Raw genomic sequence first — 25,213 nt, forward strand, 5'->3', positions numbered from 1 at the left:
CGTACGCCGTGCGTTATCGCACGAATCGCTCGCGATAGCCTTGCGGCGACACGCCCAGCACCCGCACGAAACAGCGTCGCAGCGTCTCCTCGGAGCCGAAGCCGCAACGCGCGGCGATCCGCTTGACGGGCCAAGCCGTTTCGCCGAGCAGGCGCTGCGCGGCCTCGACGCGGAGCTGCTCGACCGCGCGCGCGGGGGTGCGGCCGGTGCCCGCGCGGTAGTGGCGCACGAAGCTGCGCTCGCTCATGCTTGCGCGCTCGGCCAGCGCGGGCACCGACAGATCGGCCGTCAGGTGCTCCGCCATCCACGCATGCAGTTCGCCGAACCGGTCGTCGGTGCGTTGCATCGACAGCATCGTGCTGAACTGCGCCTGTCCGCCCGGGCGCTTCAGGAACACGACGAGTTCGCGCGCGACGTCGAGCGCGGTCGCGCGCCCCAGGTCCTCCTCGACCAGCGCGAGCGCGAGATCGATGCCGGCCGTCACGCCGGCCGAGGTCCACAGCGCGCCTTCGCGGATGAAGATCGGATCGGATTCGACGCGCACGTTCGGATAGCGCGCCGCGAACTCGTCGCAGCGCGCCCAGTGCGTGACCGCACGGCGCCCGTCGAGCAGGCCGGCCTCGGCGAGCAGGAATGCGCCGGTGCAGACGGACGCCACGCGCCGCGTGCGCGCCGCCTGCTGCCGCACCCAGCGCACCAGCCGCGCGTCCCGGGATGCCGCATGCACGCCCTTGCCGCCGGCGACGATCAGCGTATCGGGGTGGCGTGCGGCCGAGCGCAGCGACTCGGCCATCACGACGAGACCCGACGACGTCTCGACGGGCCCCGCCTCGGCCGCGACGACACGCGGCGCGTAGGGCGCCGGCTGGCCGCGCTCCAGCGCGAGCTCGTTGACGGACGCAAACACCTGCAGCGGCCCCGACACGTCGAGCAGCTGGGCACGAGGGAACGCGAGGACCAGGATCGAACGCGGAGCGGCAGGCATGGCGATTGGCTGAAAACGTGGGCGATATGGCAATTTCGCCAAACACTACGCGCCTAGAATCGATCTGTCCATCCCGCGCCGGCAACGGTGCGTCCCCCTTCCAACCGGAGTCTTCGCATGACCCTGCATATCGGCTTTCTCGTGTTCCCGGGCGTCCAGCAACTCGATCTCACCGGCCCGCACGACGTGCTCGCGTCGCTGCCCGACGCGGCCGTCCACCTGGTCTGGAAGTCGCGCGACACCGTCGCGTCGAGCAGCGGGCTCGCGCTCGCGCCGACCTGCACGTTCGACGATTGCCCGCCGCTCGACGTGATCTGCATTCCGGGCGGCATCGGGATCAACGAACTGCTGCTCGATGCCGAAACGATCGCCTTCGTGCAGCAGCGCGCGGCCACCGCGCGCTACGTGACGTCGGTCTGCACGGGCGCGCTGCTGCTCGGCGTGGCCGGCCTGCTGCGCGGGCGGCGCGCGACGACGCACTGGGCATTCCACACGCTGCTCGAACCGCTCGGCGCGGTGCCGGTGCGCGAGCGCGTGGTGCGCGACGGCAACCTGATCACGGGCGGCGGCGTCACGGCCGGCATCGACTTCGCGTTGACGATCGCCGCGGAACTGGCCGGCGACGAGGAAGCACAGGCGATCCAGCTGCAACTCGAATACGCGCCCGCACCGCCGTTCGACGCCGGTTCGCCGGACACCGCGCCGGCAGCCGTCGTGACGCGCGTCACCGAACGTTCGGCGGCCGGTTTCGCGAAGCGCAAGGCGACGATCGAGCAGGCGCTGCGCGCGATGTCGCGCTGAATGCGGGTACGGGGAAATTGCCTCGACGACTGAAAGACGACGCGCACTCGCGCCGGAGAACATATCGATGAACATCGTCCGCAGCGCCGCGTTCACCGCGGACCGTGCGTGGGGCGCGCTCGACATCGCGAACCTGCGCGGCATCACGGTTCGCCTGCACTGGACCGACCAGCCGTATCGATGGCACGTGAACGACGGCGAGGAAGTGTTCGCGGTGCTCGACGGTCGCGTCGAGATGCGTTACCGGGAAGCAGGCGTCGAGCACGCGACGGTGCTCGAAACGGGTGACGTGTTCCACGCGACGGCCGGCACCGAGCACGTCGCGCATCCGCTCGGCGAAGCACGCATCCTCGTGATCGAAACCGAAGGCAGCGTCTGACGGCCGTTGCCCGTGCGTCGAGGCCGCGTGGATGCCGACCGCATCCGCGCGGCGGGTTTCATCCGGTGATCGTCCCGGTGGCCTGCGACGCGATCAGCTTCGGCTGCGGCGTGCATTGGCACTGGCACAGGTCGTGTTCGAGCGCGACGACCTTGCCCATCACGGTCATCGTCCGCTCGCCGCCGTCGGACACGATCACGCCGGGCGACTTGCAGGCGGCGCAGAACACCGACGCGCCGAGATAGGCGAGTTCACGTCCGTCGAACGACGAATTGGCGATCCCTTCGAGCACCACGCCGCCGTGGTCGGTCGTGTCGCCCTTCAGAATGAATTTGCGGCTCATGTGTCGGTTCTTCCCTCGGAAATGCCGTGCAGCGCGGCATCAAGGCCGCACACGGGCAATCGGAATCCGCCCGTCGATCGCGGGCGTGCCGCGAGCATATCACCGCTCGCGGCCGCCGCCTGCCGATCGCCGCATCCGTCAGAACTTGTGCCGGATGCCGATCCGCGCCTCGAACTGGCGGTCGTTCGCGGACGCGCCGGGGCCGTTGATCGCGGCAACCGCCGCGTGCCCCGTCGAATCGGTGCCCGATGCGCGCTGAAAGACGGCGGTCGCGTACACGTCGGTGCGCTTCGACAGGAAATAGTCGAGCCCGGCCGCCACCTGGTGGTAAGTCGCGCCGTCGCGGCCGTTCACACCGCCGCCGCGCGTGTAGTCGTACGCGACGCCGCCGAACAGGTAGGGCGTGAACTGGTAGCGCACGCTGCCCTCGACGTTGTTGAACACCGCATTGCCGGACACGCCGCCGGGGTTCGGCCCGGACGACAGGTCGCCGAGCCCGCGGAACGACGTGTTCGTGTACATCGCGCCGAGCGTCACCGCGCCGATCGCGTAGGTGCCGCCCGCCGCCGCGACCTGCAGCGTGCGCGCCGACGCATAACCGGAATACACGGGCGACAGCATGTTGTTGCCCGGCACGCCGCCGACGACCGGCGCGGGGCTGCCGGTCGTGCCGAAGAACGACACGTTCGGGTTGCGCGCATTCAGGTAGCCGGCCGCGACCACGAGCGGCCCGCGCGTGTAGCCGGCCGTCATCGACCACACCTGGTTGCGCGTCGCCGCGCCCGCGATGCCGCCCACGCCGTACATGGCCGCGAAGCGCAATCCGCCGTAGTCGTTGCTGGTGAACTTGATCGCGTTGTTGGTCGAGTTCGCGTTGTTCACGTTGTCGAGATCGCCGGGGTGCGCAACCATGTAGCCGCCGAACAGCGCGGCGGCCTCGAGCGGCCCGAGGAAGTCGACGTTGGTGTCGTACTGGCGCCCGAGCGTGACGGTACCGAACGGCCCCGACAGCCCGACGAACGCCTTCTTGCCGAAGATCAGCCCGCCCTGCCCGAGCTTGCCGGTGCTCGGGTCGAAGCCGTTCTCGAGCGTGAAGACGGCCGCCAGGCCGCCGCCGAGATCCTCGACGCCGCGCAGCCCCCAGCGGCTCGCCTGCTGCACGCCGCCGAGCATCCGCCACGCCGGCTTGCCGCTCACGGCGCCGTTCGGGCCGGCGACCGCAAGGTTGCTCGTGTAGGTCAGCCCTTCGTCGATAATGCCGTACAGCGTCACGCTGCTCTGTGCGTGCGCCGCACCCGCGATCAGCGCGACGCCCGCGCCTGCCAACAGCCGTTTTTTCATCGGAAGGTCTCCATTGCGCGGGTCGAATGGCAAAACGCAGGCGTGCGCGTCCCCCGCAGGCGCGCGGCCTGCTCCGGAGCAAACCGGAACGGTCAGGGGTAAATCGGGGAGGACGGCTAGCGCATCGCGTCGGCGACGACCGCCGGCGGGGCCCAGCGGCGGCCGGCCGCGACTTCGTATGCGTGACCGAACTGCAGCACGCCCCAGTCGTCGCGATAGCGGCCGACGATCTGCATGCCGATCGGCAAACCGGTCGCGCCGAAGCCGCACGGCACCGACAAGATCGGCGCCTCGGTCGACGACAGGTACCAGCACACGCGCATCCAGTCGATGTACGACGTGCTCGCGGCCCCCTGCACATGCGCAGGCGAGCGCAGGCCGACGTCGAACGGCATCACCTGTGTCGTCGGCAGCACATAGAACGCGTAGCGCTGCATGAACGTGCGCATCCGCTCGAACAGCCGCGTCTTGCGCACGAACATGCGGCCGAGATCGGCGGCCGTCAGCGACCGATGCAGCCGGTATTCATCATGAATCTCGGGCTTCAGCGCCGCACGCTGCGCATCGTCGAACCCGTCGACCAGCGTGCCGATCATCCATGCGCGCTCGATGCGGAACACGTCCTCGGCGTCCGTCAGATCGGGATCGTCGAATTCGACTTCGCAGCCGAGCGCCGCGAACACACGCGCCTGCGCATCGACCGCCCGCGCGATCTCGGGATCGACCGGCACGCCGGGCAGGCCGCGCGACATCGCGATGCGCGTGCCGCGGAAGTCGCGTTCGAGCGGCTGCGCGAAGCGCGCACCCGGATCCGCGAGTTCGGTCGCGGTCTCGCCGCCCGGCCCGGCGATCGCCGACAGCAGCAACGCGGTATCGGCCACGTCGCGCGCCATCGGCCCGTCGACGCCGAGCGTCGCCCAGCCGTTCAGGTCGGGCGCGCGCGGCACGCGGCCCGGCGACGGCCGCAACCCGACGACGTTGTTCCACGCGGCCGGGTTGCGCAGCGAACCGCCCATGTCGCTGCCGCAGGCGAGCGGATTCATCCCGCACGCGAGCGCGGCCGCCGCGCCGCCGCTGCTGCCGCCCGCGGAACGCGTCAGGTCCCACGGGTTGCGCGTCGCGCCGAACACGTCGTTGAACGTATGCGACCCGGCGCCGAATTCGGGCGTGTTCGACTTGCCGATCATCAGCGCACCGGCGCTCGCGCAGCGGCGCACGACGAGCGCGTCATGCAGCGGCACATGACCGGCGAACAACCGCGAACCGTAGGTCGTGCGCACGCCGCGCGTCGCGGTGAGATCCTTCTGCGACACCGGCAGCCCGTGCAGCGGCCCCTGCCATTCGCCGCGCATCCAGCGGGCGTCGATGTCGCGCGCACGGGCGCGCAGCACGTCGGGATCGACGACGGTCACGAGCGCATTCACGCGTGGGTTGACCGTCGCGATCCGCGCGAGATGCGCATCGAGCAGGTCGCACGCGCTGATCTGCCGTGTCTTCAGCAGGTCGAGCATCGTGCGGGCGGACAGGTCGCACAGGTCGCCGGCCATCACGTCGGCGGGCGGGGACGATAGCGAAACGGTGGCGGTCATACGGTTCGGGGCGAAGAGGGAAAAAAGCGGGGAAGAAAGCGGAAAGGAAGGCGGCGGCAGCGGTCACGCATCGTGTTCGCTGCGATCCGATGCGAACGCGAGCGCGACGAGCGACAGCGCGCCGCAGACGATCACGTACCACGCGGGCGCCGCCGGATTGCCGGTCGCGCCGATCATCCACGTGACGATGAACTGCGCGAAGCCGCCGAAGATCGACACGCCGCCCGCATATGCGATCGACAGTGCGGTGGCGCGCGTGCTCTTCGGGAACAGCTCGGCGAGGATCACACCGTTCGCGCCGGCGTTGATCGAGTGCAGCGCGGCGAGCAGCATCACGACCGCGTACATCGTCGCGATCGACGGCACCGTGCGGATCAGCCAGAAGCCCGGCAGGATCAGCACGGTCAGCGCGAGGCGCGACCACAGCGCGACGCGCTTGCTGCCGTTGCGATCCGACAGCCGTCCGCCGACGGGCGCGGCGACGAACATCACGGCGCCGGACAGAATCCCGCACCACAGCGCGGTATCCATCGGCAGGTGCAGCACCTTGATCGCGTACGTCGACATGTAATACAGCACGATGAAGTGCGCGGCCGTGCCGCCGACCACGAGGCCGAGCGCGGTCAGCACGGCGCCGCCGTCGCGCCGCAGCACGGTGCCGAGCACGGCCGACGAACGCCGCGCGGCCGCGGCCGGCGCGTGCTGCTCGAGCGCGCTGAAGCGTGCGCGCAGGTAGAGGCCGATCGGTGCGATCAGCACGCCCAGCAGGAACGGCACGCGCCAGCCCCACGCTTCGAGCGAGGCGGTATCGAGGAAATGCGACAGCAGGAAGCCGACGAACGAACCGGCCAGCGCCGCGGCGCCCTGGCTCGCGAACTGCCAGCTCGTGTAGTAGCCGCGTTCGCCGGCCGGCGCGCGCTCGGCGAGCAGCGACGTCGATACGCCGACCTCGCCGCCGGCCGAAAAACCCTGCAGCAGCCGCGCGACGACGACCAGCACGGGCGCCGCGATGCCGATCTGCGCATAGGTCGGCAGCACGCCGATCATCCCGGTGCCGATCGCCATCGTGACGAGCGTGAGGTTCATCGCGGGCACGCGGCCGAAGCGGTCGGCGACGAGCCCGATCACGACACCGCCGATCGGCCGCGCGATGAAGCCGACGCCGAAGGTCGCGACCGACATCAGCAACTGCTGCTGCGCGGAGACCGCGGGAAAGAACAGTTTGCCGAGCAGCACCGCGAAGAAACTGAACACGGTGAGATCGAAGAATTCGAGGCCGTTGCCGATCGTGATCGCGACAATCAGCTGACGATTGGACGGGGATGCGGCAACGTCGCCGACATGCCCGCCGAACATGCTGCCTGCTCGGGGCGCCTTCATGAAGGTGTGTCTCCGTACTGGTGATGCGTGTCGTGTGCACGGCCCGTTGGACGGCCTGCGCATGCAGTCTAGGCATTCAAAATACGCAGCCCGGAGCGACATTTTTCGATCGTGATAACGCACGGTTATCGCGTGCTTTCCGCGCGGAAACGCGGTGTAGGATACGAACGTCGCCACCGCCGCCGCGCCCCGCCTCGCCGTGAAACACCACCAGCTCCGGGCGCTTGCCGCCATCGCCGAACACGGCAGCCTGCGCGCGGCCGCGCGCGCGATCCACTTGTCGCAGCCCGCGCTGACGAAGGCGATCCGCGAACTCGAACTCGATCTCGGCGTGCCGCTCGTCACGCGCAACGCGCGCGGTGCGCAGCTCACGCGTTTCGGGCAGGCCGTCTATGCCCGCGCGCGGCTGATCCTCGCGGAGATGCAGCACGCGCGCGACGACGTGATCCAGCTGTCGGGCGGCAAGGAAGGTGCGCTCGCATGCGCGCTGACGCCGCTGGTGTCGCTCGGCTTCCTGCCGGCCGCGCTCGACGCGTTCCGGCAGCGCATGCCGACGATCCGCCTCGACGTGCGCGAAGGATTTCTCGACACGGCGCTGCCGCGGCTGCGCGACGGCTCGCTCGACTTCGTGATCGCGATCGTCGACGCGGCCCGGCTGTCGCCGGAATTCACGTTCCGGCCGCTGCTCGAATCGGAATTGATCCTGATGACGCGCGCGAGCAATCCGCTGCGTCACTGCACGTCGCTCGCGCAATTGCAGGACGCGCAGTGGATCCTCAACACGTCGCCTGAAAGCATCGGCCGGCTGCTGCAGGACGTGTTCGTCGCACACGGTTATCCGGCGCCGCAGCCGATCGTCGAATGCACGTCGTTCAGCGCGGCATTTTCGCTGTCGGTGCACACCGACACCGTGTCGTGCGTGCCGAAGAGCTTCATGGAAATCGACTGGATTCGCGAGCGGATGGTCGCGATCGACGTGGAGGAAACGATTCCGGCCGTGTCGGTCGGCGTGCTCACGCGCCGCGATGCGCTGAACACGATTGCCTGCGACTACCTGATCCACTGCTTCGTCGAAGCCGTGCGCCGGCACGATCGCGCGACGCTGCTGTGGCGGTAGCGCCAGCGTTCAGACGAACAGCGCGATGCACAGCGCGGCCCCGCACAGGTACGTGCCGAGCGCGCCGATGAAACGCACGGGATTCGGGTTGGCCATCGTCGGCCACGCGAGCAATCCGATCACCAGCAGGCAGCGGCACGCGGTTGCCGCGACGATCAGCGCGAGGATCGCGCGAGACGGATCGTGCGCGCCGAAATGGAGAAACAGCACCGCGAGGAACGGCGCGTATTCGGCCGTGTTGCCGTGCGCGCGCACGATCTTGTGCAGCCCGTTCGTCGGGTCGGACGCACACCCGGACCCGATGGTGCATCGAAAGCGCGTGACGGACACGACGAACCCGAGCCCGAACAGCAGCAGTCCGAGGATGGCCGTGCACACGAGTGCGACGGGATGGATCGCCATGGGACTCCGGGCGGAAGCGGACATGCGCCGCACATCCGGCGATCGTACCCGCCGCCGGCGCGCGCGGCTATCGCGGAAACCCGTAGCGTCGCCGTGCGACGCCCCCCTTTCACGAACGGGTTCCGGCCCGAATTGGAACGATGCCGCAGCGCACGAAATCCGTGCATCGTCCGTCGGCCCGGCCACGCGGGCCTGCCCGCCGCCGCCCCTGCCACGCGGACGTCGCCGCGCGCAACGCGCAAACGTTTAAGCCGCAGCGGCGCGCACCATCGCGGCGCGCCGCCCGTTGCCGCGCCTCACAGGCATGCACGTTGCGTCGACGCATCTCGGTAGTCGACGCCCTTGGCAGCCCGCTGCGGAGGACTACACTAATCCTTAATGGGGTGCGGCCGGAGCCCGCGCCTTCAGGGAGACGCCGCCATGAATCGGCCGCTGAATCGTATCCTGCCGCGCGTGACCGGTCCCGCATCGGTCTGGACGTGGGTCAAGTGGTCCCTGCTCGCCGCGCTGCTGATCGCGGTGGCGATCGTCGCGCGGCTCGTGCAGAGCGAGATCGAAACGTCCCGGCTGCAGGCGCACTACCTGTCCGATCTCACCCGCGACGTCGGCTACACGCTCGAGGCGGGCCCGAGCGATCGCATCCGCTTCCCCGCGAACGGCCCGTACGACCAGCGCCTCGGCTACGCGATGATTCCGGCGTTCCAGGAGCGGCTGCTCGCGCGCGGCTTCGTCGTCGGCAAGCAGGCGCGCGATTCCCAGCGGATGCTGTCGATCGGCGATCGCGGGCTGTTCCTCCCGTTCGAGGAGAAGGACCAGGCGGGCCTGACGCTGTTCGACTCGACCGGTGCACCGCTGTTCGCGACCGTGTTCCCGCAGCGCGTCTATGCCGACTTCGACAGGGTGCCGCGCGTGATCGCCGATTCGCTCCTGTTCATCGAGGATCGCTACCTGCTCGACGCGAACGAGCCGAACCGCAACCCGGCAATCGACTGGGGGCGCTTCAGCCGCGCGCTCGCCGACCAGGCGCTGCACGTCGTCAACCGCCATCAGGCGCGCCCGGGCGGCAGCACGCTCGCGACGCAGATCGAGAAGTTCCGCCATTCGCCCGAGGGCCGCACCGCGACGCCGCCCGAGAAGCTGCGACAGATCGCGTCGGCGTCGGTGCGTGCGTACCTGAACGGCCCGCAGACGATGCCCGCGCGCCGTACCATCGTCGTGCGCTACCTGAATTCCGTCCCGCTCGCCGCGCGGCCGCACATCGGCGAGATCACCGGCATCGGCGACGGCCTCGCCGCGTGGTACGGCCGCGACTTCAACGATGTGAACCGCATCCTGTCCGCGCCGACGACGGGCGACAACGTCGATGAACAGGGCAAGGCGTTCCGCGAGGTGCTGTCGCTGATCATCGCGCAGCGCGCGCCGTCGTACTTCCTCAATCGCGGTTATCCGGCCCTGGAGCGGCTGACCGACAGCTACCTGAGGCTGCTGTCGAACGGCGGCGTGATCTCGCCGGCGCTGCGCGATGCCGCGCTTGCCGCGCAGATCGAACGCAGCGCGCCGCCGGCCGCCGCGCACGTGCAGTCGTTCGTGTCGCGCAAGGCCGTGACGTCCGCGCGCGCGTCGCTGCTGTCGGCGCTCGGCATCAGCGACCTGTACCAGCTCGACCAGTTCGACCTGCAGGCGACCAGCACGCTCGACAACGGCGTGCAGCAGGCCGTCGCCGAACGGCTCGCACGGGCGTCGACGCGCGACGGCGCGCAGGCGGCCGGCCTGTACGGTTTCGAGATGCTCGCGCCGAAGGACGACCCGTCGCACCTCACGTACAGCTTCACGCTGTACGAACACCGCAACGGCGCGAACCTGCTGCGCGTGCAGACCGACAGCGTGAACGAGCCGTTCGACGTCAATCGCGGCGGCCGCATCAACCTCGGCTCGACCGCGAAGCTGCGCACGCTGATCACCTACCTGCAGATCGTGTCCGACCTGCATGCGCGCTACGCGAACCTGTCGAACGCGGAGCTGGCCCGCGTGAAGCCCGACCCGATCGACGGGCTGTCGCACTGGGCGCTCGACTACCTGTCGCATACGCGCGACCGCTCGCTGCAGGCGATGCTCGGCGCGGCCGTCGAACGCAAGTATTCGGCGAGCCCCGACGTGTTCTACACGGGCGGCGGCGCACAGGTGTTCTCGAACTTCGAAAAGTCGGACAACGGCCGCATCCTGACGCTGCACGCGGCCTTCGAGCACTCGGTCAACCTCGTGTTCGTGCGGCTGATGCGCGACATCGTCCACTACGAGACGCTGCAGGCGGCCGGCCCGTCGTCGTCGTGGCTCGGCGACCCCGAACAGCGCCGGCATTACCTGCAGCAGTTCGTCGACGGCGAAAGCCAGGTCTACGTGAAGCGCTACTACACGCGCTATGCGGGCAAGGCGCCCGACGACGCGCTCGCGCTGATGCTGAAGGACGTGCGCAAGTCGCCGCCGAAGATCGCGACGGTGCTGCGCAGCGTCGCGCCGAACGAATCGCTCGCGTGGTTCGACGCGCAGATGCGCGCGCAACTGAAGGGCACGCCGGCCGTGACACTGTCCGACGACGATCTCGCCAGGCTCTACGCGAAGTACGCGATCGACCGCTTCAACCTCAACGATCGCGGTTATATCGCGAGCGTGCATCCGCTCGCGCTATGGACGCTCAACTACCTGCGCGCCCACCCGGCGGCGGCGCTTGCCGATGTCCAGCGCGACAGCCGCGACGCGCGTTTCTACACGTACTCGTGGCTATACAAGACGCGCTACCACGCGACCCAGGACCGGCGCATCCGTCGCATGGTCGAACTGCGCGCGTACGCGGAGATCACGAAGTCGTGGCGGGCACTCGGCTACCCGTTCGCGGAAGTCACGCCGTCGTACGCGGCCGCGATCGGCGCATCGGGCGACCAGCCCGACGCGCTCGCGAAACTGATCGGCCTGATCGCGAACGGCGGGCAGAAAGCGCCGACCGAGACGATCACGCAGCTCGACTTCGCGAAGGGCACGCCGTACGAAACGCGCTTCGTGCGCGCGGCCGCGCAGCCGCAACCGATGCTGTCGCCGGAGATCGTCAACGTCGCGCACACGCTGCTGCGCGACGTCGTGCTCAACGGCACCGCGCGCCGCCTCGCGGGCGGCTTCACGCTGCCCGACGGCAAGACGCTCGACGTGTACGGCAAGACCGGGACGGGCGACCAGCGCTTCAACGTCTATGCGCGCGGCGCACGGCTGATCGAGTCGCGCAAGGTGAACCGCAGCGGCACGTTCGTGTTCGTGCTCGGCGACCGGTTCTTCGGGGTCCTGACGGCAACCGCGCACGAACCGTACGCGGCACGCTACGACTTCACGAGCGCGATGGCCGTGCAGTTGCTGAAGTCGATGGCGCCGGCACTCGCGCCGCTGATCGAACGGCCGGCCGGCACCGGCACGCATACCGCGGGCGCCGCCCCGCAGGCGGCAGCGCCGGCGACGGGTGCCGCGGCCGCGCAACCGTCCTGACGGCCGCACGTCGTGTCATGCGCCGACGCGCCGCTCAGTGCGAGCGGCCGTCGTAGTGCGTGACCGGCAGCGCGTCGAGATCGACACCTTCGAGACAGCGCACATTGATCGCGACCATCGCGGTGCCGTTCGGGTGGACGCCCTCGCCGAACGTGTGAATCCCGCAGCGCTTGCAGAAGCGGTGCTTGATCACGTGCTTGTTGAACATGTAGGTGGCGAGATGCGCGTCGGGCGTGAGCAGCGTCATGCGATCGCGCGGCACGAACCACATCAGCGCGCCCTTGCGCTGGCAGATCGAGCAGTTGCACGCCATCACGCCCTGCAGGTCGCCTTCCGCCTCGAACTTCACGTCTCCGCAATGACAGCTTCCGCGATAAATCATGGTCGTCTCCCGGTGCGGCCCGTGCGCATCGGCGGCGCCCCGGCGGGACACCGTTGGCCAGACCGATCAAGGCAGGTACAGTAGCGCGCAGATGCGCCGCGCGCAATGTCCGGCGGCGCCCTTCCCGCCCCTGTCCGAACAAGGAAAACCGTCATGCTCGAAATGCGCCCCGGCTGCGAATGCTGCGACAAGGACCTGCCGCCCGATTCGGCGGATGCCCGCATCTGTACGTTCGAATGCACGTTCTGCGCGACCTGCGCCGACGACGTGCTGAAGGGCCGCTGCCCCAACTGCGGCGGCGACTTCGCCGTGCGGCCGCGGCGACCGGCGAGCCTGCTCGCGAAATACCCGGCGTCGACCGAGCGCATCCACAAGCCGGGCGGCTGCGCGAACGCCTGACCGCGCCGCCCGCCGTTTCGCGTCACGACATCTCGATCCGCGCGCGCGTCACCGCGAGCAGCGCCGCCATCGCGCGGCGCGCACCGTCCTCGTCGCGCATGCGGATCGCGTCGCTGACGGCCGTGTGCTCGGCGAGCGACGCGTTGTACACGTCCGCGCGGCGCGCGTTCAGGTGCAGCTGCGCCTCGAGCGTGCGATCGATCAGCGTGCCGAGCGGCACCAGCAGTTCGTTGCCGCCGGCCTCGAGCACGCTCAGGTGAAAACGCAGGTCGGCACGCACCCATTCGTCGACGTTGCGCGCGGCGGCCATCGCACGCGCCGCGCCGTCGATCGCCTCGAACGTTGCCGGTGTATGCATGCGCGCGGCGAGCGCGGCCGCGTATGGCTCGACCATCTCGCGCATCTCCTGCAGTTTCAGCGCGAACGCGAGCGGCGGCGCGACGCGCGCATACCAGTCGAGCAGGTCGGCGTCGAGCAGGTTCCATACGCCGCGCGGCCGCACGCGCGTGCCGATCTTCGGCCGCGACTCGACGAGCCCCTTCGACGTGAGCGTGCGCAGCGCCTCGCGCATCACCGTGCGGCTCACGCCATACATCTCCATCAGGTCGGGTTCCCTCGGCAGCAGCGACTCGGGCGGGTAGTCGCCGCGCAGGATCGCCGTGGCGAGCCGGAAGGCCGTCTGTCCATGCAGGTCGCGTCGAATGATCGTTCTCCGTAATGCCGGTACCCGGGTGGTCCGGCTGCCCACTATCTGCACAATAGTACTATTAATACTATTTTTTATCGGCCTGCGCTAGGATAACCGCGAAAGCACGCGACCGCGCGCGGCGCCCGACTCCCGCGCCGGTCAATCATGGAGACCCGCATCGTGAAAATCACCCGCCTCGAAACCTTCGTCGTCCCGCCGCGCTGGCTGTTCCTCAAGATCGAAACCGACGAGGGCATCGTCGGCTGGGGCGAGCCTGTCGTCGAAGGCCGCGCGCACACGGTCGAGGCCGCCGTGCAGGAGCTGGCCGACTACCTCGTCGGCCGCGACCCGCTGCTGATCGAGGATCACTGGCAGGTGATGTACCGCGCGGGCTTCTACCGCGGCGGCCCCATCATGATGAGCGCGATCGCGGGCGTCGACCAGGCGCTGTGGGACATCAAGGGCAAGCATCACGGCGTGCCGGTGCATGCGCTGCTCGGCGGCCAGGTGCGCGATCGCATCAAGGTGTATTCGTGGATCGGCGGCGACCGGCCGAGCGACGTCGCGAACAATGCGCGCGCGGTGGTCGAGCGCGGCTTCAAGGCCGTGAAGATGAACGGCTCCGAGGAACTGCAGATCGTCGACACCTACGACAAGGTCGAGCAGGTGATCGCGAACGTCGCGGCCGTGCGCGACGCGGTCGGCCCGCACGTCGGAATCGGCGTCGACTTCCATGGCCGCGTGCACAAGCCGATGGCCAAGGTGCTCGCGAAGGAGCTCGACCCGTACAAGCTGATGTTCATCGAGGAGCCCGTGCTGTCGGAGAACGCCGAGGCGCTGCGCGACATCGTCAACCAGACCAACACGCCGATCGCGCTCGGCGAGCGGCTCTACTCGCGCTGGGACTTCAAGCACATCCTCGCGGGCGGCTACGTCGACATCATCCAGCCCGACGCGTCGCATGCGGGCGGCATCACCGAGTGCCGCAAGATCGCGACGCTCGCGGAGAGCTACGACGTCGCGCTCGCGCTGCACTGCCCGCTCGGCCCGATCGCGCTCGCCGCGTGCCTGCAGCTCGACGCGGTCAGCTACAACGCGTTCATCCAGGAGCAGAGCCTCGGCATCCACTACAACCAGGGCAACGACCTGCTCGACTACCTGCGCAACCCCGAGGTGTTCCGCTACGAGGACGGCTTCGTCGCGATCCCGCAGGGCCCGGGGCTCGGCATCGACGTGAACGAGGAGAAGGTGCGCGAGATGGCGAAGACGGGCCACCGCTGGCGCAACCCGGTATGGCGCCACGCGGACGGCAGCGTCGCCGAGTGGTGAGCGCGATGCGCGGCGTGCGCGCTGAGTCGCGCTGAGTCGCGCTAAGTCGCGCTAAGTCGCGACAAGTATCGATACGAGAACGGCTGCCCGACAGGCAGCCGTTTTTGCATGCCCGGCGCGGCGCCGGGCACATGGTGAATGCACGTGGCGGATGCGCGTCGGCGGCCTGGCGTCGCGCCGCGCGCAACCGGCCGTCAGCCGAGCGCCGCGAACCCCGGCACGCTGAACGACAGCACCGCGGCCGCGACGAACACGCCGATCATCGTCAGCGCCTCGAGATGCAGGATGTTGCGGAACGTGTGCGCATCCTCGGTCGACGCGGTGCGGCGCAGGCGCGGCAGCGCCGAGAAGCGGTTCAGGCCGCCGAGCACGAGCGCGAGCGCGACGAGCAGCAGCTTCAGCAGCAACACGCGCCCCCACGTGCTGCCGTCGAGCGGCGCAAGCGACCCGCCGAGCCCGCGGATCGCATTGAGCGCGCCGGTGCCGAGCACGAACACGACCGCGACGATCGACGTACGGGACAGGTGCTGGCCGATGCGGATCAGCGCGCCGCGCGCGACCGACGAACCGAGCGCCGGCAGCACCGCGAGCCCGCCCGCGAGCACGAGGCCGCCCCACACGGCGGTCGCGAGCAGGTGCAGCGTCTGCACGCCGACCGCCGCGGACAGCGCACCCGTGTCGGCCGCATGGCCGAGCGAGGCCTTGCCGGCCGCGACCACGATCACCGCGAGCCACAGCACCGCGTGCGCGACCGGGCCTTCCGGCTTCGCCAGCGCGACGATCACGAGCACCACGGCGCCGGCGAACGCGACGCTCCATGCGAAGCCCGTATGGGTCTGCGTCAACATCACGGGAATCGCGGCGAACGCGCCGCCGAGCCCCGCGCCGCTCATCGTCGCGGCCTCGTAGACGAGCCAGCCGAGATCCGCGAGCACCAGCGCCAGCGCCGCCGCGACCAGCGAATGTTGCGCGCGCAGCCACGCGGGATGGGACGGCGCGACGACCGGACGTGCCCCGTCCTTGCCGAGCCAAGCCTTGAGCAGCGCCGAGCCGACCGCCATCGCGAACGCGGCGTCCATCAGCGCCGCGAGCGCGACCTGACCGATCCACAAGCTGTCGAACTTCATCGCGCACACCCTCCCGAAAGCGGCAGGCCGACGATGCGGCAACGGGACGGACAGCGTGAGGAAGGCAACGGCACGGTAGAAAACGTCATCGATGAATCCGGAAACGGGAGAAATGACTGGACCTGCGGCGGAGGCGGCGCCGCGCGACCCGCGAGTGTACGGTCTTCGATGGTGAAAACGCACGCCGGTTCACACAGGTGCGGCGCAATGCGCGTCAAATTGTCGCAAGTCGCAAACGGACAGGAACCGATGTCCTTTTGCCAAATAGCCGTCATTACCCATCGATGATAGAATGCCGCGTCGCAGCAGCCCGGCTGCCTTGCCGTCATGCGCCGAGCCGATCGTAGCCCGGACAGGTCCCCGTCGAATAAACATGGAGTCTCGTGTGTCTTCAAGACGCCTCTTCCGTCCGCTGCTCGCCGTTCTGATGTTCGGCGGCGCGGGCCTTATGAGCGCTGCCCAAGCGCAGACCAAGCCCACGGAGCAAGCGCACGCCCAGCAGGCGCCGCTCAAGGCACCCGATACCATGGCCGAGCGCGTGCGCGGCTGTACGGCCTGCCATGGCGTCCATGGCCAGGGTACGGACAACGACTACTTCCCGCGTCTTGCCGGCAAGCCGGCCGAGTACCTGTACAACCAGCTCGTCAACTTCCGTGACGGCCGGCGCAAGTACCCGCCGATGAACTACCTGCTGACGTACCTGAACGACGACTACCTGCGCGAGATGGCCGAGCACTTCTCGGCCGAACGCCCGCCGTACCCGGCGCCGGCGAAGCCGACGCTGCCGGCCGCGACGCTCGCGCGCGGCAAGCAGCTCGTCACGCAAGGCGACCCGTCCCGCAAGCTGCCGGCCTGCGTGGCCTGCCACGGCGCGACGCTCACCGGCATGCAGCCGGCGATCCCGGGCCTGGTCGGCCTGCACGCCGACTACCTGAGCGCGCAGATCGGTGCATGGCGCTCGGGCAACCGCCACGCGAAGGCGCCCGATTGCATGCATGAAGTCGCTTCGAAGCTTTCCGACGAAGACGTGACGGCCGTGACCGCATGGCTCGCCGCGCAACCGGCGCCCGCCAACCCCGTGCCGGCTCCGGCGCGTTCGATGAAGACTCCGCTCGCCTGCGGCAGCGAACCGCAATAAGGCAAGGGAGACAGACACAATGAAACGCAAGTCCCTGTTTGCACTCTCGGCTGTCGCGATCGTCGCGGCCGCCGCCCTCGTGCCGGTCCTGTGGCCGGGCAACGACACGCTGCACGGCGCCGCCGCCGTCGCGGCCACGCCGGCCGACCAGGCCGCACTGATCAAGAAGGGCGAGTACCTCGCGCGCGTCGGCGACTGTATCGCGTGCCACACCGTGCGCGGCGGCAAGTCGTTCGCGGGCGGCCTGCCGATGGCGACGCCGTTCGGCACGATGTACACGCCGAACATCACGCCGGACGACAAGGACGGCATCGGCAAGTGGACGTCGGACGACTTCTACCGCGCGATGCACACCGGCCGTTCGAAGGACGGCAGCCTGCTCTACCCGGGCTTCCCGTTCGCGAGCTACACGAAGGTCACGCGCGCGGATTCCGACGCGATCTACGCGTACCTGCGTTCGGTCGCGCCGGTGTCGGTGCCGAGCCGTCCGCACGAACTGAAGTTCCCGTTCAACAACCGCAACCTGCTGATCGGCTGGCGCACGCTGTTCTTCAAGGAAGGCGAGTACAAGCCGGATCCGACCAAGTCGGTCGAATGGAACCGCGGTGCGTACCTCGTCGAGGGCCTCGGCCACTGCTCGATGTGCCATACGTCGATCAACATGATGGGCGGCCCGGTGAGCTCGGCAGCCTTCGCGGGCGGCCTGATCCCGCTGCAGAACTGGTATGCGCCGTCGCTGACGAACGACAAGGAACTCGGCCTCGGCGACTGGCACGTGCAGGAGCTGTCCGACCTGCTGCAAGCCGGCGTGTCGAACAAGGGCGCGGTGTTCGGCCCGATGGCCGACGTCGTGCACAACAGCCTGCAGTACATGAGCGACGAAGATACGCGCGCGATGTCGACGTACCTGAAGTCGATCCCGCAGAAGGCTGAAGCGCCGAAGAACATGCAGTACGAGCCGTCGAAGCAGTTCGGCAACGCGCTGTTCGACCAGGGCAAGAAGATCTACGCGGACAACTGCGCGACCTGCCACGCCGAAACCGGCGCGGGCAAGCCGCCGGCCTATCCGCCGCTCGCGGGCAACCACTCGATCGTGATGGAATCGGCGGTCAACCCGATCCGCATGGTGCTCAACGGTGGCTATCCGCCGAGCACGTTCAAGAATCCGCGTCCGTACGGGATGCCGCCGTTCGCACAGTCGCTGTCGAACCAGGAGGTTGCGGCGGTCGTCACGTATATCCGGATGTCGTGGGGTAACAACGGTACGCCGATCTCGCCGCAACAGGTGAGCGACCTGCGTTCCGCGCCGCTCGACTAAGAAGCGGCTGACACACACGGGGCGCGGCTGCGGGAAACCGCGGCCGCGCCCTTTTGCATTTTGCAATTTGCGATGTCACCTCCCGCGCGGGCCGCGCGAGACGTCGCCGATCATAAAACTGAAGAGTGGTATCTATGTCTTTCGAATCTCTCGGCCTGGCCGAACCGCTCGTCAAGGCGGTCAACGAGCTCGGCTATACGTCGCCGACTCCCATCCAGCAGCAGGCGATCCCTGCCGTCCTCGGCGGCGGCGACCTGCTCGCCGGTGCGCAGACGGGCACCGGCAAGACGGCAGGCTTCACGCTGCCGATCCTGCAACGCCTGCACACGTTCTACGCCGAGCATCGCGGCGCGAAGCGCGCGGTGCGCGCGCTGATCCTCACGCCGACGCGCGAACTCGCCGCCCAGGTCGAGGAAAGCGTCCGTGCCTACAGCAAGTACCTGAAGCTGCGCTCGACCGTGATGTTCGGCGGCGTCAGCATCAATCCGCAGATCGACGCGCTCAAGCGCGGTGTCGACATCGTCGTCGCGACGCCGGGCCGCCTGCTCGATCACATGCAGCAGAAGACGATCGACCTGTCGGACCTCGACATCCTCGTGCTCGACGAAGCCGACCGGATGCTCGACATGGGCTTCATCCACGACATCAAGCGCGTGCTCGCGAAGCTGCCGCCGCAGCGCCAGAACCTGCTGTTCTCGGCCACGTTCTCCGACGAGATCAAGGCGCTCGCCGACAGCCTGCTCGACTCGCCCGCGCTGATCGAGGTCGCACGCCGCAACACGACCGCCGAGAGCGTCGCGCAGAAGATCCACCCGGTCGACCGAGACCGCAAGCGCGAACTGCTCACGCACCTGATCCGCGAACACAACTGGTTCCAGGTGCTCGTGTTCACGCGCACGAAGCACGGCGCGAACCGGCTTGCCGAGCAGCTGACGAAGGACGGCATCAGCGCGATGGCGATCCACGGCAACAAGAGCCAGTCGGCCCGCACGCGCGCGCTGGCGGAATTCAAGAACAGCACGCTGCAGGTGCTCGTCGCGACCGATATCGCCGCGCGCGGGATCGACATCGACCAGTTGCCGCACGTCGTCAACTTCGACCTGCCGAACGTGCCGGAAGACTACGTGCACCGGATCGGCCGCACGGGCCGCGCGGGCGCGACCGGCGAAGCCGTGTCGCTCGTGTGCGTCGACGAGAAGCAGCTGCTGCGCGACATCGAGCGGCTGATCAAGCGCGAGATTCCGCAGGAAGTGATCGCGGGCTTCGAACCCGATCCGAACGCGAAGCCGGAGCCGATCCAGCAGCGCCGCGGGCAACAGCAGCCGCGCGGCGGTGGCGGCGGTGGCGGCAATCGCCAGCCGCGTGCGGGCGGCTCAGGCCAGCCGGCCGCGAAACGCGACGGCAACGCACAGCCGAAAGCATCGCAGCAGAAGGCCGCGAAGCCGCGCACGCAAGGCGGTGCCGGCGGCAGCGGCGGGCGCCCGGCGGGCGGCGGCAATGGCGCACGCCCCGCGAACGGCAACGCCGCGCACCCGAACCGCAACCGTTCGTCGCGCAGCGGCCAGCGCGGTCACTGAAGCCGCGCGGCCGCGCGCCGCAGGTGCTCGACCTGGCGTTGCCAGCGTTCGAGCACCGCGGCGCGCTCCCCTTCCAGCGTGAACGTGACGCCTGTCGCGAGACGCGCATAACCGACCCGCTGTGCATCGCCGTGCGCGATCGTCGCAGCGAATCCGGCCAGTCCGCCGAAGTCCCCTTCGAGCGGCTCCATCGTCAATTGCGCCTGAAAGAACGCGCCGTCCGCGACGAGCGTCAGCGCGGCCCTACGCCGTTGCGCGACCGCGCGCGCCGCGCGCGATTGCGGCCAGAGCGCGAGCAGCAGCGTGCGTGCATCGTGTGCATAGATCTCGCCGACGCCGAGCAGCGTCGTGCGCAACTGGCCGTCGTCGGTCGCGACGATCAGCGATGCGGCGAAGTCGGCATGACGCTCGAGCGCCGTGCCGTCGAACAGCGAGACGACGGCCGGCGGCCACGCATCGAACGTCCATTGTTCGAGCGCGTGGCGATGGGTATCGGTCATGGTGGCGTGGCCCCGGTGGAAAGCGGATGAACGAGCCGCAGCATACGCGCGACGGGCCGCGCCGCGGCGATCAGCGCAGGAACACGTGCCGCGTGATCTTCGTGAGCGGGTAGTGGACGCCCGGCTGGATTTTCGCGGGCAGGTCGAGCGGCTTGAGCAGCATCTTCACGCACATGTCGGCCGACAGGTTGCGCCGCACCAGCTTGCTGATGCGCGCGGCGCGCTCGCGGTTGTACTGGCTGTCGCCGACACGATCCGGATAGCGGACCGCGAACACGTGGCGCAGCGCGATCTCGGAATCCTCGTTCTTGATTTCCATCACGCGACGCGCGAGCGCGCCGAGCACCGCGAGCCGGCCGTTGCCTTCGAGCTGGTTGTACTTCTTGAAGAACTTGAAGAAGTGCTTGTAGTGACGCACTTCGTCCGTGCGGATGTTGTCGGTGATTTCCTTCAGCACGGGCTCGTCCGAGCACTCGTTGATCGCGCGATAGAGCGTGGCCGTGCCCGTCTCGACGACGCAGCGCGCGACCATCTCGAGCGCGCGGGTCTTCTCGAATGCCTCGACCTTGCAGGTCAACGAATATTCGGCGAAGAAATTCGCGAACGCGGTATCCCAGTCGAACTCGGGCCACACGTGCGCGATGTACGCCTTCAGCGCGCGCCCGTGCTGCAATTCTTCGTGCTCCCATGCATTGTTGAGCCATGCGGAGACTTCCGGATCGTCGTTGAAGAACTGGCTCAGATTGCTCGTGTAGAGATCCGAGCCGCTTTCGATGAACGACGACGCGCACAGCAGCAGCAACAGATCCTCGTTCGCGGCGGCACGCTGACGATCGATCCGGTTCAGGTCGATGTCCTCGATGCGCCACGGCATCACATGCGTCGTTTTGGTGTCCATGGTGGTGCGCTCCCAGTCGTCGCACGGGCGCCGGCCCATGCCTTCGGCACAGGCGCCGACCGACCCGCAGGCGGCGTTTTACTTGCGTTTATAGTGGATTGGTCCGGCCGAACCATGCTGGCATCTTAGCCGGACTTTGACGTTCGTGCTCCAGAGCACTGACCATACCTGACAAGCGCAGTTCCACGACGTCTGTTGCCGTTCGTTAGACGAGTCCTTCAAACCGCTTGCGCCCGCTCGACGATACGGGCCGCGGGAAACGAAACGGGCGGCCGTCCGGCCGCCCGTGAAGCGCTGGAAATGCCGGTGAAAGCGGGCGGCAATCCGTCAGAAACCTGCCGCCAGGCCGTCGCGCCGGCTGTCGCTCGCGGCCACGTAGCCGCGCTCGCGATCGTCGCGGTCGAGACGCCAGATGAACTGCCCGGAACCGAAATCCATGTAAGGATCGTCGATCGACTTGATCGTATGGCCGCGCGCGGCCAGCGCATCGACGGTCGCGCGATTCATCGTGGCCTCGACGTCGAGCGTGAAGTCGCGGTTGACCTTCCAGCGCGGCGCATCGCAGGCGGCCTGCGGTTGCTGCCCGTAGCCGAGCATCCGCACGACGGTCTGCAGGTGCCCCTGCGGCTGCATGTCGCCGCCCATCACGCCGAAGCTCATCACGGCTTGCGTGCGGCCGTCGGCCTCCTCGGTGACGAACGCCGGGATGATCGTGTGGAACGGCCGCTTGCCGCCCGCGACGACGTTCGGCGACGCCGGGTCCATCGAGAAGCCGTGCCCGCGATTCTGCAGCGCGATACCGGTGCCGGGCACGACGAGCCCCGAACCGAAGCCCATGTAGTTCGACTGGATGAAGCTCACCATCATCCCGCGCTCGTCAGCCGCCGACAGGTAGATCGTGCCGCCCGAACGCGGCCGGCCGGCGCCGAAGTGCGTCGCGCGCGCGGGATCGATCAGCTTCGCGCGTTCGGCGAGATACGCGTCGTCGAGCATCTGTTCGGGCGTGACCTCCATCGCGCGCGGATCGGCGACGTAGCGATAGACATCCGCGAACGCGAGCTTCATCGCCTCGATCTGCAGATGCTGCGAGTCGACCGAATCGACCGGCCATTCCGTCACGCCCGCGTGCTCGGCGATCCCGAGCGCGATCAGCGCGGCGATGCCCTGCCCGTTCGGCGGAATCTCGTGGATCGTGTGACGGCCGAAGCGCTTGCCGATCGGCTCGACCCATTCCGGCCGGTACGCTCGCAGGTCGGCCGCGGTCAGCGCGCCACCGCCTTCGCGCGAGAACGCGGCGATGCGCTCGGCGAGCGCGCCCTCGTAGAACGCGCGGGCCCCCTCCTTCGCGAGTGTGCGCAGCGTCTGCGCATGACCGGGCAGGCACACGCGCTCGCCGACGAGCGGCGCGCGACCGCGCGGCATGAAGGTCTCCGCGAAGCCCGGCAGCCCCTGCAGCTCGGGCACGGCGGCCGCCCACTTGTGCGCGACGATCGGCGGCACCGCATAACCGCGCTCCGCGATCTCGATCGCCGGTTCGAGCAGGTCCGCGAACGGCAGCGAACCGAACTTCGCATGCAGCGCTTCCCAGCCCGCGATCACGCCCGGTACGGTGACGGTATCCCAGCCGCGTGTCGGCTTGTTCGCGATGCCGTTCGCCGCCTCGCCGTGGCGCCGGCGGAAATAGTCGACGTTCCACGCGGCCGGCGCGACGCCCGACGCGTTCAGCCCGGACAGCCGCTCGCCGTCCCACACGAGCGCGAACGCATCGCCGCCGAGCCCGCACGACACGGGCTCGACGACCGTGATCGCAGCCGCGGCGGCCAGCGCCGCGTCGACCGCGTTGCCGCCCTTCCACAGCATCCGGAGCCCGGCCTGCGCGGCGAGCGGGTGCGACGTCGACACGACGTTGCGCGCGAACACCGGAATGCGGGTCGTCGGATACGGGTTGTGCCAGTTGAAGCCAGTCATCGGTTCCACCTCGTCGAAAGCTGAATGAAGCGCCGGGCGCGCACCCGCGCGCGCGGGCAATCCGCCATTGCAGCGCGATCAGCGCGATCGCACAAATTCATTTGTCACATGAATCAATGCAATTTCCGCATGAATTGCCGGCGACCCTGGCGGCCATACCGGCCTAACGGCGTTGCCGCCCTTACAATACCCGCTCCGTCTCACGACACGACCACCGAGCCATGACCCGAGATCCCCGCCTCACCCTCAACGCGCGCCAGCAGGAACTGCTCGAATGGGTGCAGCGCGACGGCTTCGTGACCGTCGACGATCTCGCCGCGCACTTCGCGGTGACGCCGCAGACGATCCGCCGCGACGTGAACTGGCTCGCCGACCTGAACCTGCTGCGCCGCTATCACGGCGGCGCGAGCCTGCCGACCAGCTCCGAGAACGTGTCGTACACGGCGCGCCAGCGGATGTTCCATGACGAGAAGCGGCGCATCGCGGCGCTCGCGGCGTCGCACATTCCCGACCAGGCGTCGCTGTTCATCAACCTCGGCACGACCACCGAGGAAGTCGCACGCGCGCTGAACCGCCACCACGGGCTGCACGTGATCACGAACAACCTGAACGTCGCGTCGATGATGAGCGGCTACCCCGACTGCGAGGTGCTGATCACGGGCGGCATCGTGCGGCCGTGGGACAAGGGGATCGTCGGCGAACTCGCGATCGACTTCATCCGCCAGTTCAAGGTCGACTACGCGATCATCGGCACGTCGGCGATCGAGGCCGACGGCACGCTGCGCGACTTCGACACGCGCGAGGTGCGTGTGGCCGAGGCGATCATGCAGCATGCGCGCACCGTCTACCTCGTCGCCGACCATTCGAAGGTCGGCCGCCCGGCACTGGTGCGCCAGGGCCACCTGAGCCAGGTGCACGCACTCTTCACCGACAAGCCGCTGCCGCCGGAGATGGCCGACGCGGTGGCGACCGCCGGCACGCAGGTGTACGTCGCGGAGTGACGGCCGCGATGCTGCACCGCACCCGAAACTTCAAGTGAAATCAAGAAGTTGGCGCTGCGAGCAAACCGCTTGCGCGGGGTCCGGCTGTCAAACGGAAAATTAACGGGGCACGATTTGTGGTTGCCCGCATGCTCGACTAGACTCCAGTTCCCCGGCCCGTCCGACCGTTGCGCCTGTGCCAGGGCGCGGACGAATGGCATGGCCGGCGAATGCAGCTTTTCCCCCCAAACCATACCCCGCTGGGTATCGCGCGTCGGCCGTTGCGCCGGCCGCGCGGGCTGACTGGTCGCCATGGAGAGAACGATGCTGAGTCCGCATGAATTCGCCACGCTATTGCTTGTGAAGGACGCTCCCGATCAAACCTCGATGGATCGGGACGAAATCGACGCACTGCTGGAGCAGCAGCTCGTCCGCCTGGAAGGGCTCGGATCGGGGCGCAAGTACTGCGTGACCGAGACCGGCGACGCCGCGCTGCGATCCATCAAATACCGCTATTCGTAAAACCACACCGTTGCCGACCTGACCGCGCGGCCCGGATTCCGGGCCGCGCGGTCGTTCCTGCTTCCTCGCTTCCCCGCCTCGCCCCCCACCTGCTTCAGCCGCCGCGCAGCGTCGGATCGACCGCCGCCCGCCAGCTGATGGCTTGCGCTCGCGCGCCGTTGAAATACGCGATCCAGCCGGCACGCGCTGCCGCGTCGGGCGCCGCATAGCGCGTCGAAAGTTCGTTTACGAACGCACAATAGTTCGCTTCGGTCAGCCCGCGATACCGTTTAGCCACGTATGCGTCGTACAGCGTCGAATAGACCGGCTGCGCGTCCGCGCCCCAGTCGCGCGCCGCGCCGCCGCACGACGTCTGCAGGTCGACGAACGACGGCGTGCGCCAGTTGCCGACGAGCGGCGGCATACCGGCACTGCACCCCGCCAGAAGGACGGCGCACACGCCGGCCCACATCCCAATACGCATGATTCACCTCGCGAAACGGTCGATTCCGCCAGTATCGTCCGGGATCGCGCAGCGCGCTA

At 68.6% G+C, this 25,213-nt stretch carries 24 protein-coding genes; 11 read left to right on the top strand and 13 right to left on the bottom strand.

Going from position 1 to position 25,213, the window contains the following annotated elements:
* Nucleotides 1-13 precede the first annotated feature (13 nt).
* Nucleotides 14-985, bottom strand: coding sequence for a GlxA family transcriptional regulator (locus tag AB3K92_RS36915; RefSeq protein WP_059485393.1), 972 nt, complete (start codon nucleotides 983-985; stop codon nucleotides 14-16).
* Between the two features lie 117 nt (nucleotides 986-1,102).
* On the opposite strand from AB3K92_RS36915, the gene AB3K92_RS36920 reads away from it, so the two are divergent.
* Both AB3K92_RS36920 and AB3K92_RS36925 read left to right on the top strand, forming a co-directional pair.
* Complete coding sequence (locus AB3K92_RS36920; protein ID WP_059860727.1) at nucleotides 1,103-1,786, top strand: DJ-1/PfpI family protein; 684 nt, start codon at nucleotides 1,103-1,105, stop codon at nucleotides 1,784-1,786.
* A 67-nt stretch (nucleotides 1,787-1,853) separates the two neighbouring features.
* Nucleotides 1,854-2,165: a cupin domain-containing protein gene (locus tag AB3K92_RS36925; RefSeq protein WP_048026350.1), complete on the top strand. Its 312-nt coding sequence runs from the start codon at nucleotides 1,854-1,856 to the stop codon at nucleotides 2,163-2,165.
* 58 nt (nucleotides 2,166-2,223) lie between these two features.
* On the opposite strand, the gene AB3K92_RS36930 is transcribed toward AB3K92_RS36925, so the two are convergent.
* From AB3K92_RS36930 to AB3K92_RS36945, 4 genes are all read right to left on the bottom strand, one after another.
* Nucleotides 2,224-2,508 (bottom strand): PAAR domain-containing protein, encoded by a 285-nt coding sequence (locus AB3K92_RS36930; RefSeq protein WP_048026348.1) that lies wholly within the window; start codon nucleotides 2,506-2,508, stop codon nucleotides 2,224-2,226.
* Between the two features lie 138 nt (nucleotides 2,509-2,646).
* On the bottom strand, nucleotides 2,647-3,849 hold the full coding sequence (locus AB3K92_RS36935; protein ID WP_369466782.1) for a porin: 1,203 nt from the start codon (nucleotides 3,847-3,849) through the stop codon (nucleotides 2,647-2,649).
* A 116-nt stretch (nucleotides 3,850-3,965) separates the two neighbouring features.
* Nucleotides 3,966-5,438, bottom strand: a complete 1,473-nt coding sequence (locus AB3K92_RS36940; protein WP_369466783.1) for an amidase — start codon at nucleotides 5,436-5,438, stop codon at nucleotides 3,966-3,968.
* 63 nt (nucleotides 5,439-5,501) lie between these two features.
* Nucleotides 5,502-6,818 (bottom strand): MFS transporter, encoded by a 1,317-nt coding sequence (locus tag AB3K92_RS36945; protein WP_369466784.1) that lies wholly within the window; start codon nucleotides 6,816-6,818, stop codon nucleotides 5,502-5,504.
* Between the two features lie 199 nt (nucleotides 6,819-7,017).
* On the opposite strand from AB3K92_RS36945, the gene AB3K92_RS36950 reads away from it, so the two are divergent.
* The gene (locus tag AB3K92_RS36950; protein WP_021160181.1) at nucleotides 7,018-7,935 is read left to right on the top strand and encodes a LysR substrate-binding domain-containing protein; all 918 of its coding nucleotides are present in this window, start codon (nucleotides 7,018-7,020) and stop codon (nucleotides 7,933-7,935) included.
* Between the two features lie 9 nt (nucleotides 7,936-7,944).
* Here AB3K92_RS36950 and AB3K92_RS36955 read toward each other — a convergent pair whose 3' ends face one another.
* Nucleotides 7,945-8,337: an MAPEG family protein gene (locus tag AB3K92_RS36955; protein WP_059552860.1), complete on the bottom strand. Its 393-nt coding sequence runs from the start codon at nucleotides 8,335-8,337 to the stop codon at nucleotides 7,945-7,947.
* A gap of 420 nt (nucleotides 8,338-8,757) precedes the next feature.
* On the opposite strand from AB3K92_RS36955, the gene AB3K92_RS36960 reads away from it, so the two are divergent.
* The gene (locus AB3K92_RS36960) at nucleotides 8,758-11,865 is read left to right on the top strand and encodes a transglycosylase domain-containing protein (RefSeq protein WP_369466785.1); all 3,108 of its coding nucleotides are present in this window, start codon (nucleotides 8,758-8,760) and stop codon (nucleotides 11,863-11,865) included.
* Between the two features lie 34 nt (nucleotides 11,866-11,899).
* Here AB3K92_RS36960 and AB3K92_RS36965 read toward each other — a convergent pair whose 3' ends face one another.
* Complete coding sequence (locus AB3K92_RS36965; protein WP_048026339.1) at nucleotides 11,900-12,247, bottom strand: GFA family protein; 348 nt, start codon at nucleotides 12,245-12,247, stop codon at nucleotides 11,900-11,902.
* A gap of 153 nt (nucleotides 12,248-12,400) precedes the next feature.
* Here AB3K92_RS36965 and AB3K92_RS36970 point away from each other — a divergent pair, with 153 nt between their 5' ends.
* On the top strand, nucleotides 12,401-12,646 hold the full coding sequence (locus AB3K92_RS36970) for a DUF1272 domain-containing protein (RefSeq protein WP_021160177.1): 246 nt from the start codon (nucleotides 12,401-12,403) through the stop codon (nucleotides 12,644-12,646).
* A 22-nt stretch (nucleotides 12,647-12,668) separates the two neighbouring features.
* Here AB3K92_RS36970 and AB3K92_RS36975 read toward each other — a convergent pair whose 3' ends face one another.
* Nucleotides 12,669-13,352, bottom strand: a complete 684-nt coding sequence (locus AB3K92_RS36975; RefSeq protein ID WP_060059174.1) for a FadR/GntR family transcriptional regulator — start codon at nucleotides 13,350-13,352, stop codon at nucleotides 12,669-12,671.
* Nucleotides 13,353-13,514: 162 nt separating this feature from the next.
* Here AB3K92_RS36975 and dgoD point away from each other — a divergent pair, with 162 nt between their 5' ends.
* Nucleotides 13,515-14,663 carry a galactonate dehydratase gene (gene dgoD / locus AB3K92_RS36980; RefSeq protein WP_021160175.1) on the top strand — a complete coding sequence of 383 codons (1,149 nt, stop codon included), beginning with the start codon at nucleotides 13,515-13,517 and terminating at the stop codon, nucleotides 14,661-14,663.
* Nucleotides 14,664-14,857: 194 nt separating this feature from the next.
* Here the strand turns inward: dgoD and AB3K92_RS36985 are convergent, their stop codons facing one another.
* On the bottom strand, nucleotides 14,858-15,790 hold the full coding sequence (locus tag AB3K92_RS36985; protein ID WP_369466786.1) for a CopD family protein: 933 nt from the start codon (nucleotides 15,788-15,790) through the stop codon (nucleotides 14,858-14,860).
* 373 nt (nucleotides 15,791-16,163) lie between these two features.
* Here AB3K92_RS36985 and AB3K92_RS36990 point away from each other — a divergent pair, with 373 nt between their 5' ends.
* The 3 genes from AB3K92_RS36990 (at nucleotide 16,164) to AB3K92_RS37000 (ending at nucleotide 19,823) form a co-directional block, all read left to right on the top strand.
* Nucleotides 16,164-16,928, top strand: a complete 765-nt coding sequence (locus AB3K92_RS36990) for a c-type cytochrome (RefSeq protein WP_042975501.1) — start codon at nucleotides 16,164-16,166, stop codon at nucleotides 16,926-16,928.
* A 19-nt stretch (nucleotides 16,929-16,947) separates the two neighbouring features.
* Nucleotides 16,948-18,246, top strand: a complete 1,299-nt coding sequence (locus AB3K92_RS36995) for a cytochrome c (protein WP_021160171.1) — start codon at nucleotides 16,948-16,950, stop codon at nucleotides 18,244-18,246.
* Nucleotides 18,247-18,380: 134 nt separating this feature from the next.
* On the top strand, nucleotides 18,381-19,823 hold the full coding sequence (locus AB3K92_RS37000; protein WP_027789193.1) for a DEAD/DEAH box helicase: 1,443 nt from the start codon (nucleotides 18,381-18,383) through the stop codon (nucleotides 19,821-19,823).
* On the opposite strand, the gene AB3K92_RS37005 is transcribed toward AB3K92_RS37000, so the two are convergent.
* The 3 genes from AB3K92_RS37005 to AB3K92_RS37015 form a co-directional block, all read right to left on the bottom strand.
* Complete coding sequence (locus AB3K92_RS37005; RefSeq protein WP_124469558.1) at nucleotides 19,817-20,323, bottom strand: hypothetical protein; 507 nt, start codon at nucleotides 20,321-20,323, stop codon at nucleotides 19,817-19,819. The two genes, AB3K92_RS37000 and AB3K92_RS37005, sit on opposite strands and share 7 nt — an antisense overlap.
* Before the next feature lie 70 nt (nucleotides 20,324-20,393).
* Complete coding sequence (locus AB3K92_RS37010; protein WP_027789191.1) at nucleotides 20,394-21,221, bottom strand: ferritin-like domain-containing protein; 828 nt, start codon at nucleotides 21,219-21,221, stop codon at nucleotides 20,394-20,396.
* Between the two features lie 327 nt (nucleotides 21,222-21,548).
* Nucleotides 21,549-23,189 (bottom strand): gamma-glutamyltransferase family protein, encoded by a 1,641-nt coding sequence (locus AB3K92_RS37015; RefSeq protein ID WP_059649756.1) that lies wholly within the window; start codon nucleotides 23,187-23,189, stop codon nucleotides 21,549-21,551.
* 221 nt (nucleotides 23,190-23,410) lie between these two features.
* Between AB3K92_RS37015 and AB3K92_RS37020 the strand changes: the two genes are divergently transcribed.
* Nucleotides 23,411-24,190 (top strand): DeoR/GlpR family DNA-binding transcription regulator, encoded by a 780-nt coding sequence (locus tag AB3K92_RS37020; protein ID WP_027789189.1) that lies wholly within the window; start codon nucleotides 23,411-23,413, stop codon nucleotides 24,188-24,190.
* 303 nt (nucleotides 24,191-24,493) lie between these two features.
* A complete protein-coding gene (locus AB3K92_RS37025) occupies nucleotides 24,494-24,691 on the top strand; it encodes a hypothetical protein (protein ID WP_021160166.1) in 198 nt (65 codons plus the stop codon).
* A gap of 94 nt (nucleotides 24,692-24,785) precedes the next feature.
* Here the strand turns inward: AB3K92_RS37025 and AB3K92_RS37030 are convergent, their stop codons facing one another.
* Nucleotides 24,786-25,154: a hypothetical protein gene (locus AB3K92_RS37030; protein ID WP_042975499.1), complete on the bottom strand. Its 369-nt coding sequence runs from the start codon at nucleotides 25,152-25,154 to the stop codon at nucleotides 24,786-24,788.
* Nucleotides 25,155-25,213 lie beyond the last annotated feature (59 nt).

Source organism: Burkholderia sp. Bmkn7, from assembly GCF_041103175.1.
GTDB classification, from domain to species: domain Bacteria; phylum Pseudomonadota; class Gammaproteobacteria; order Burkholderiales; family Burkholderiaceae; genus Burkholderia; species Burkholderia cepacia.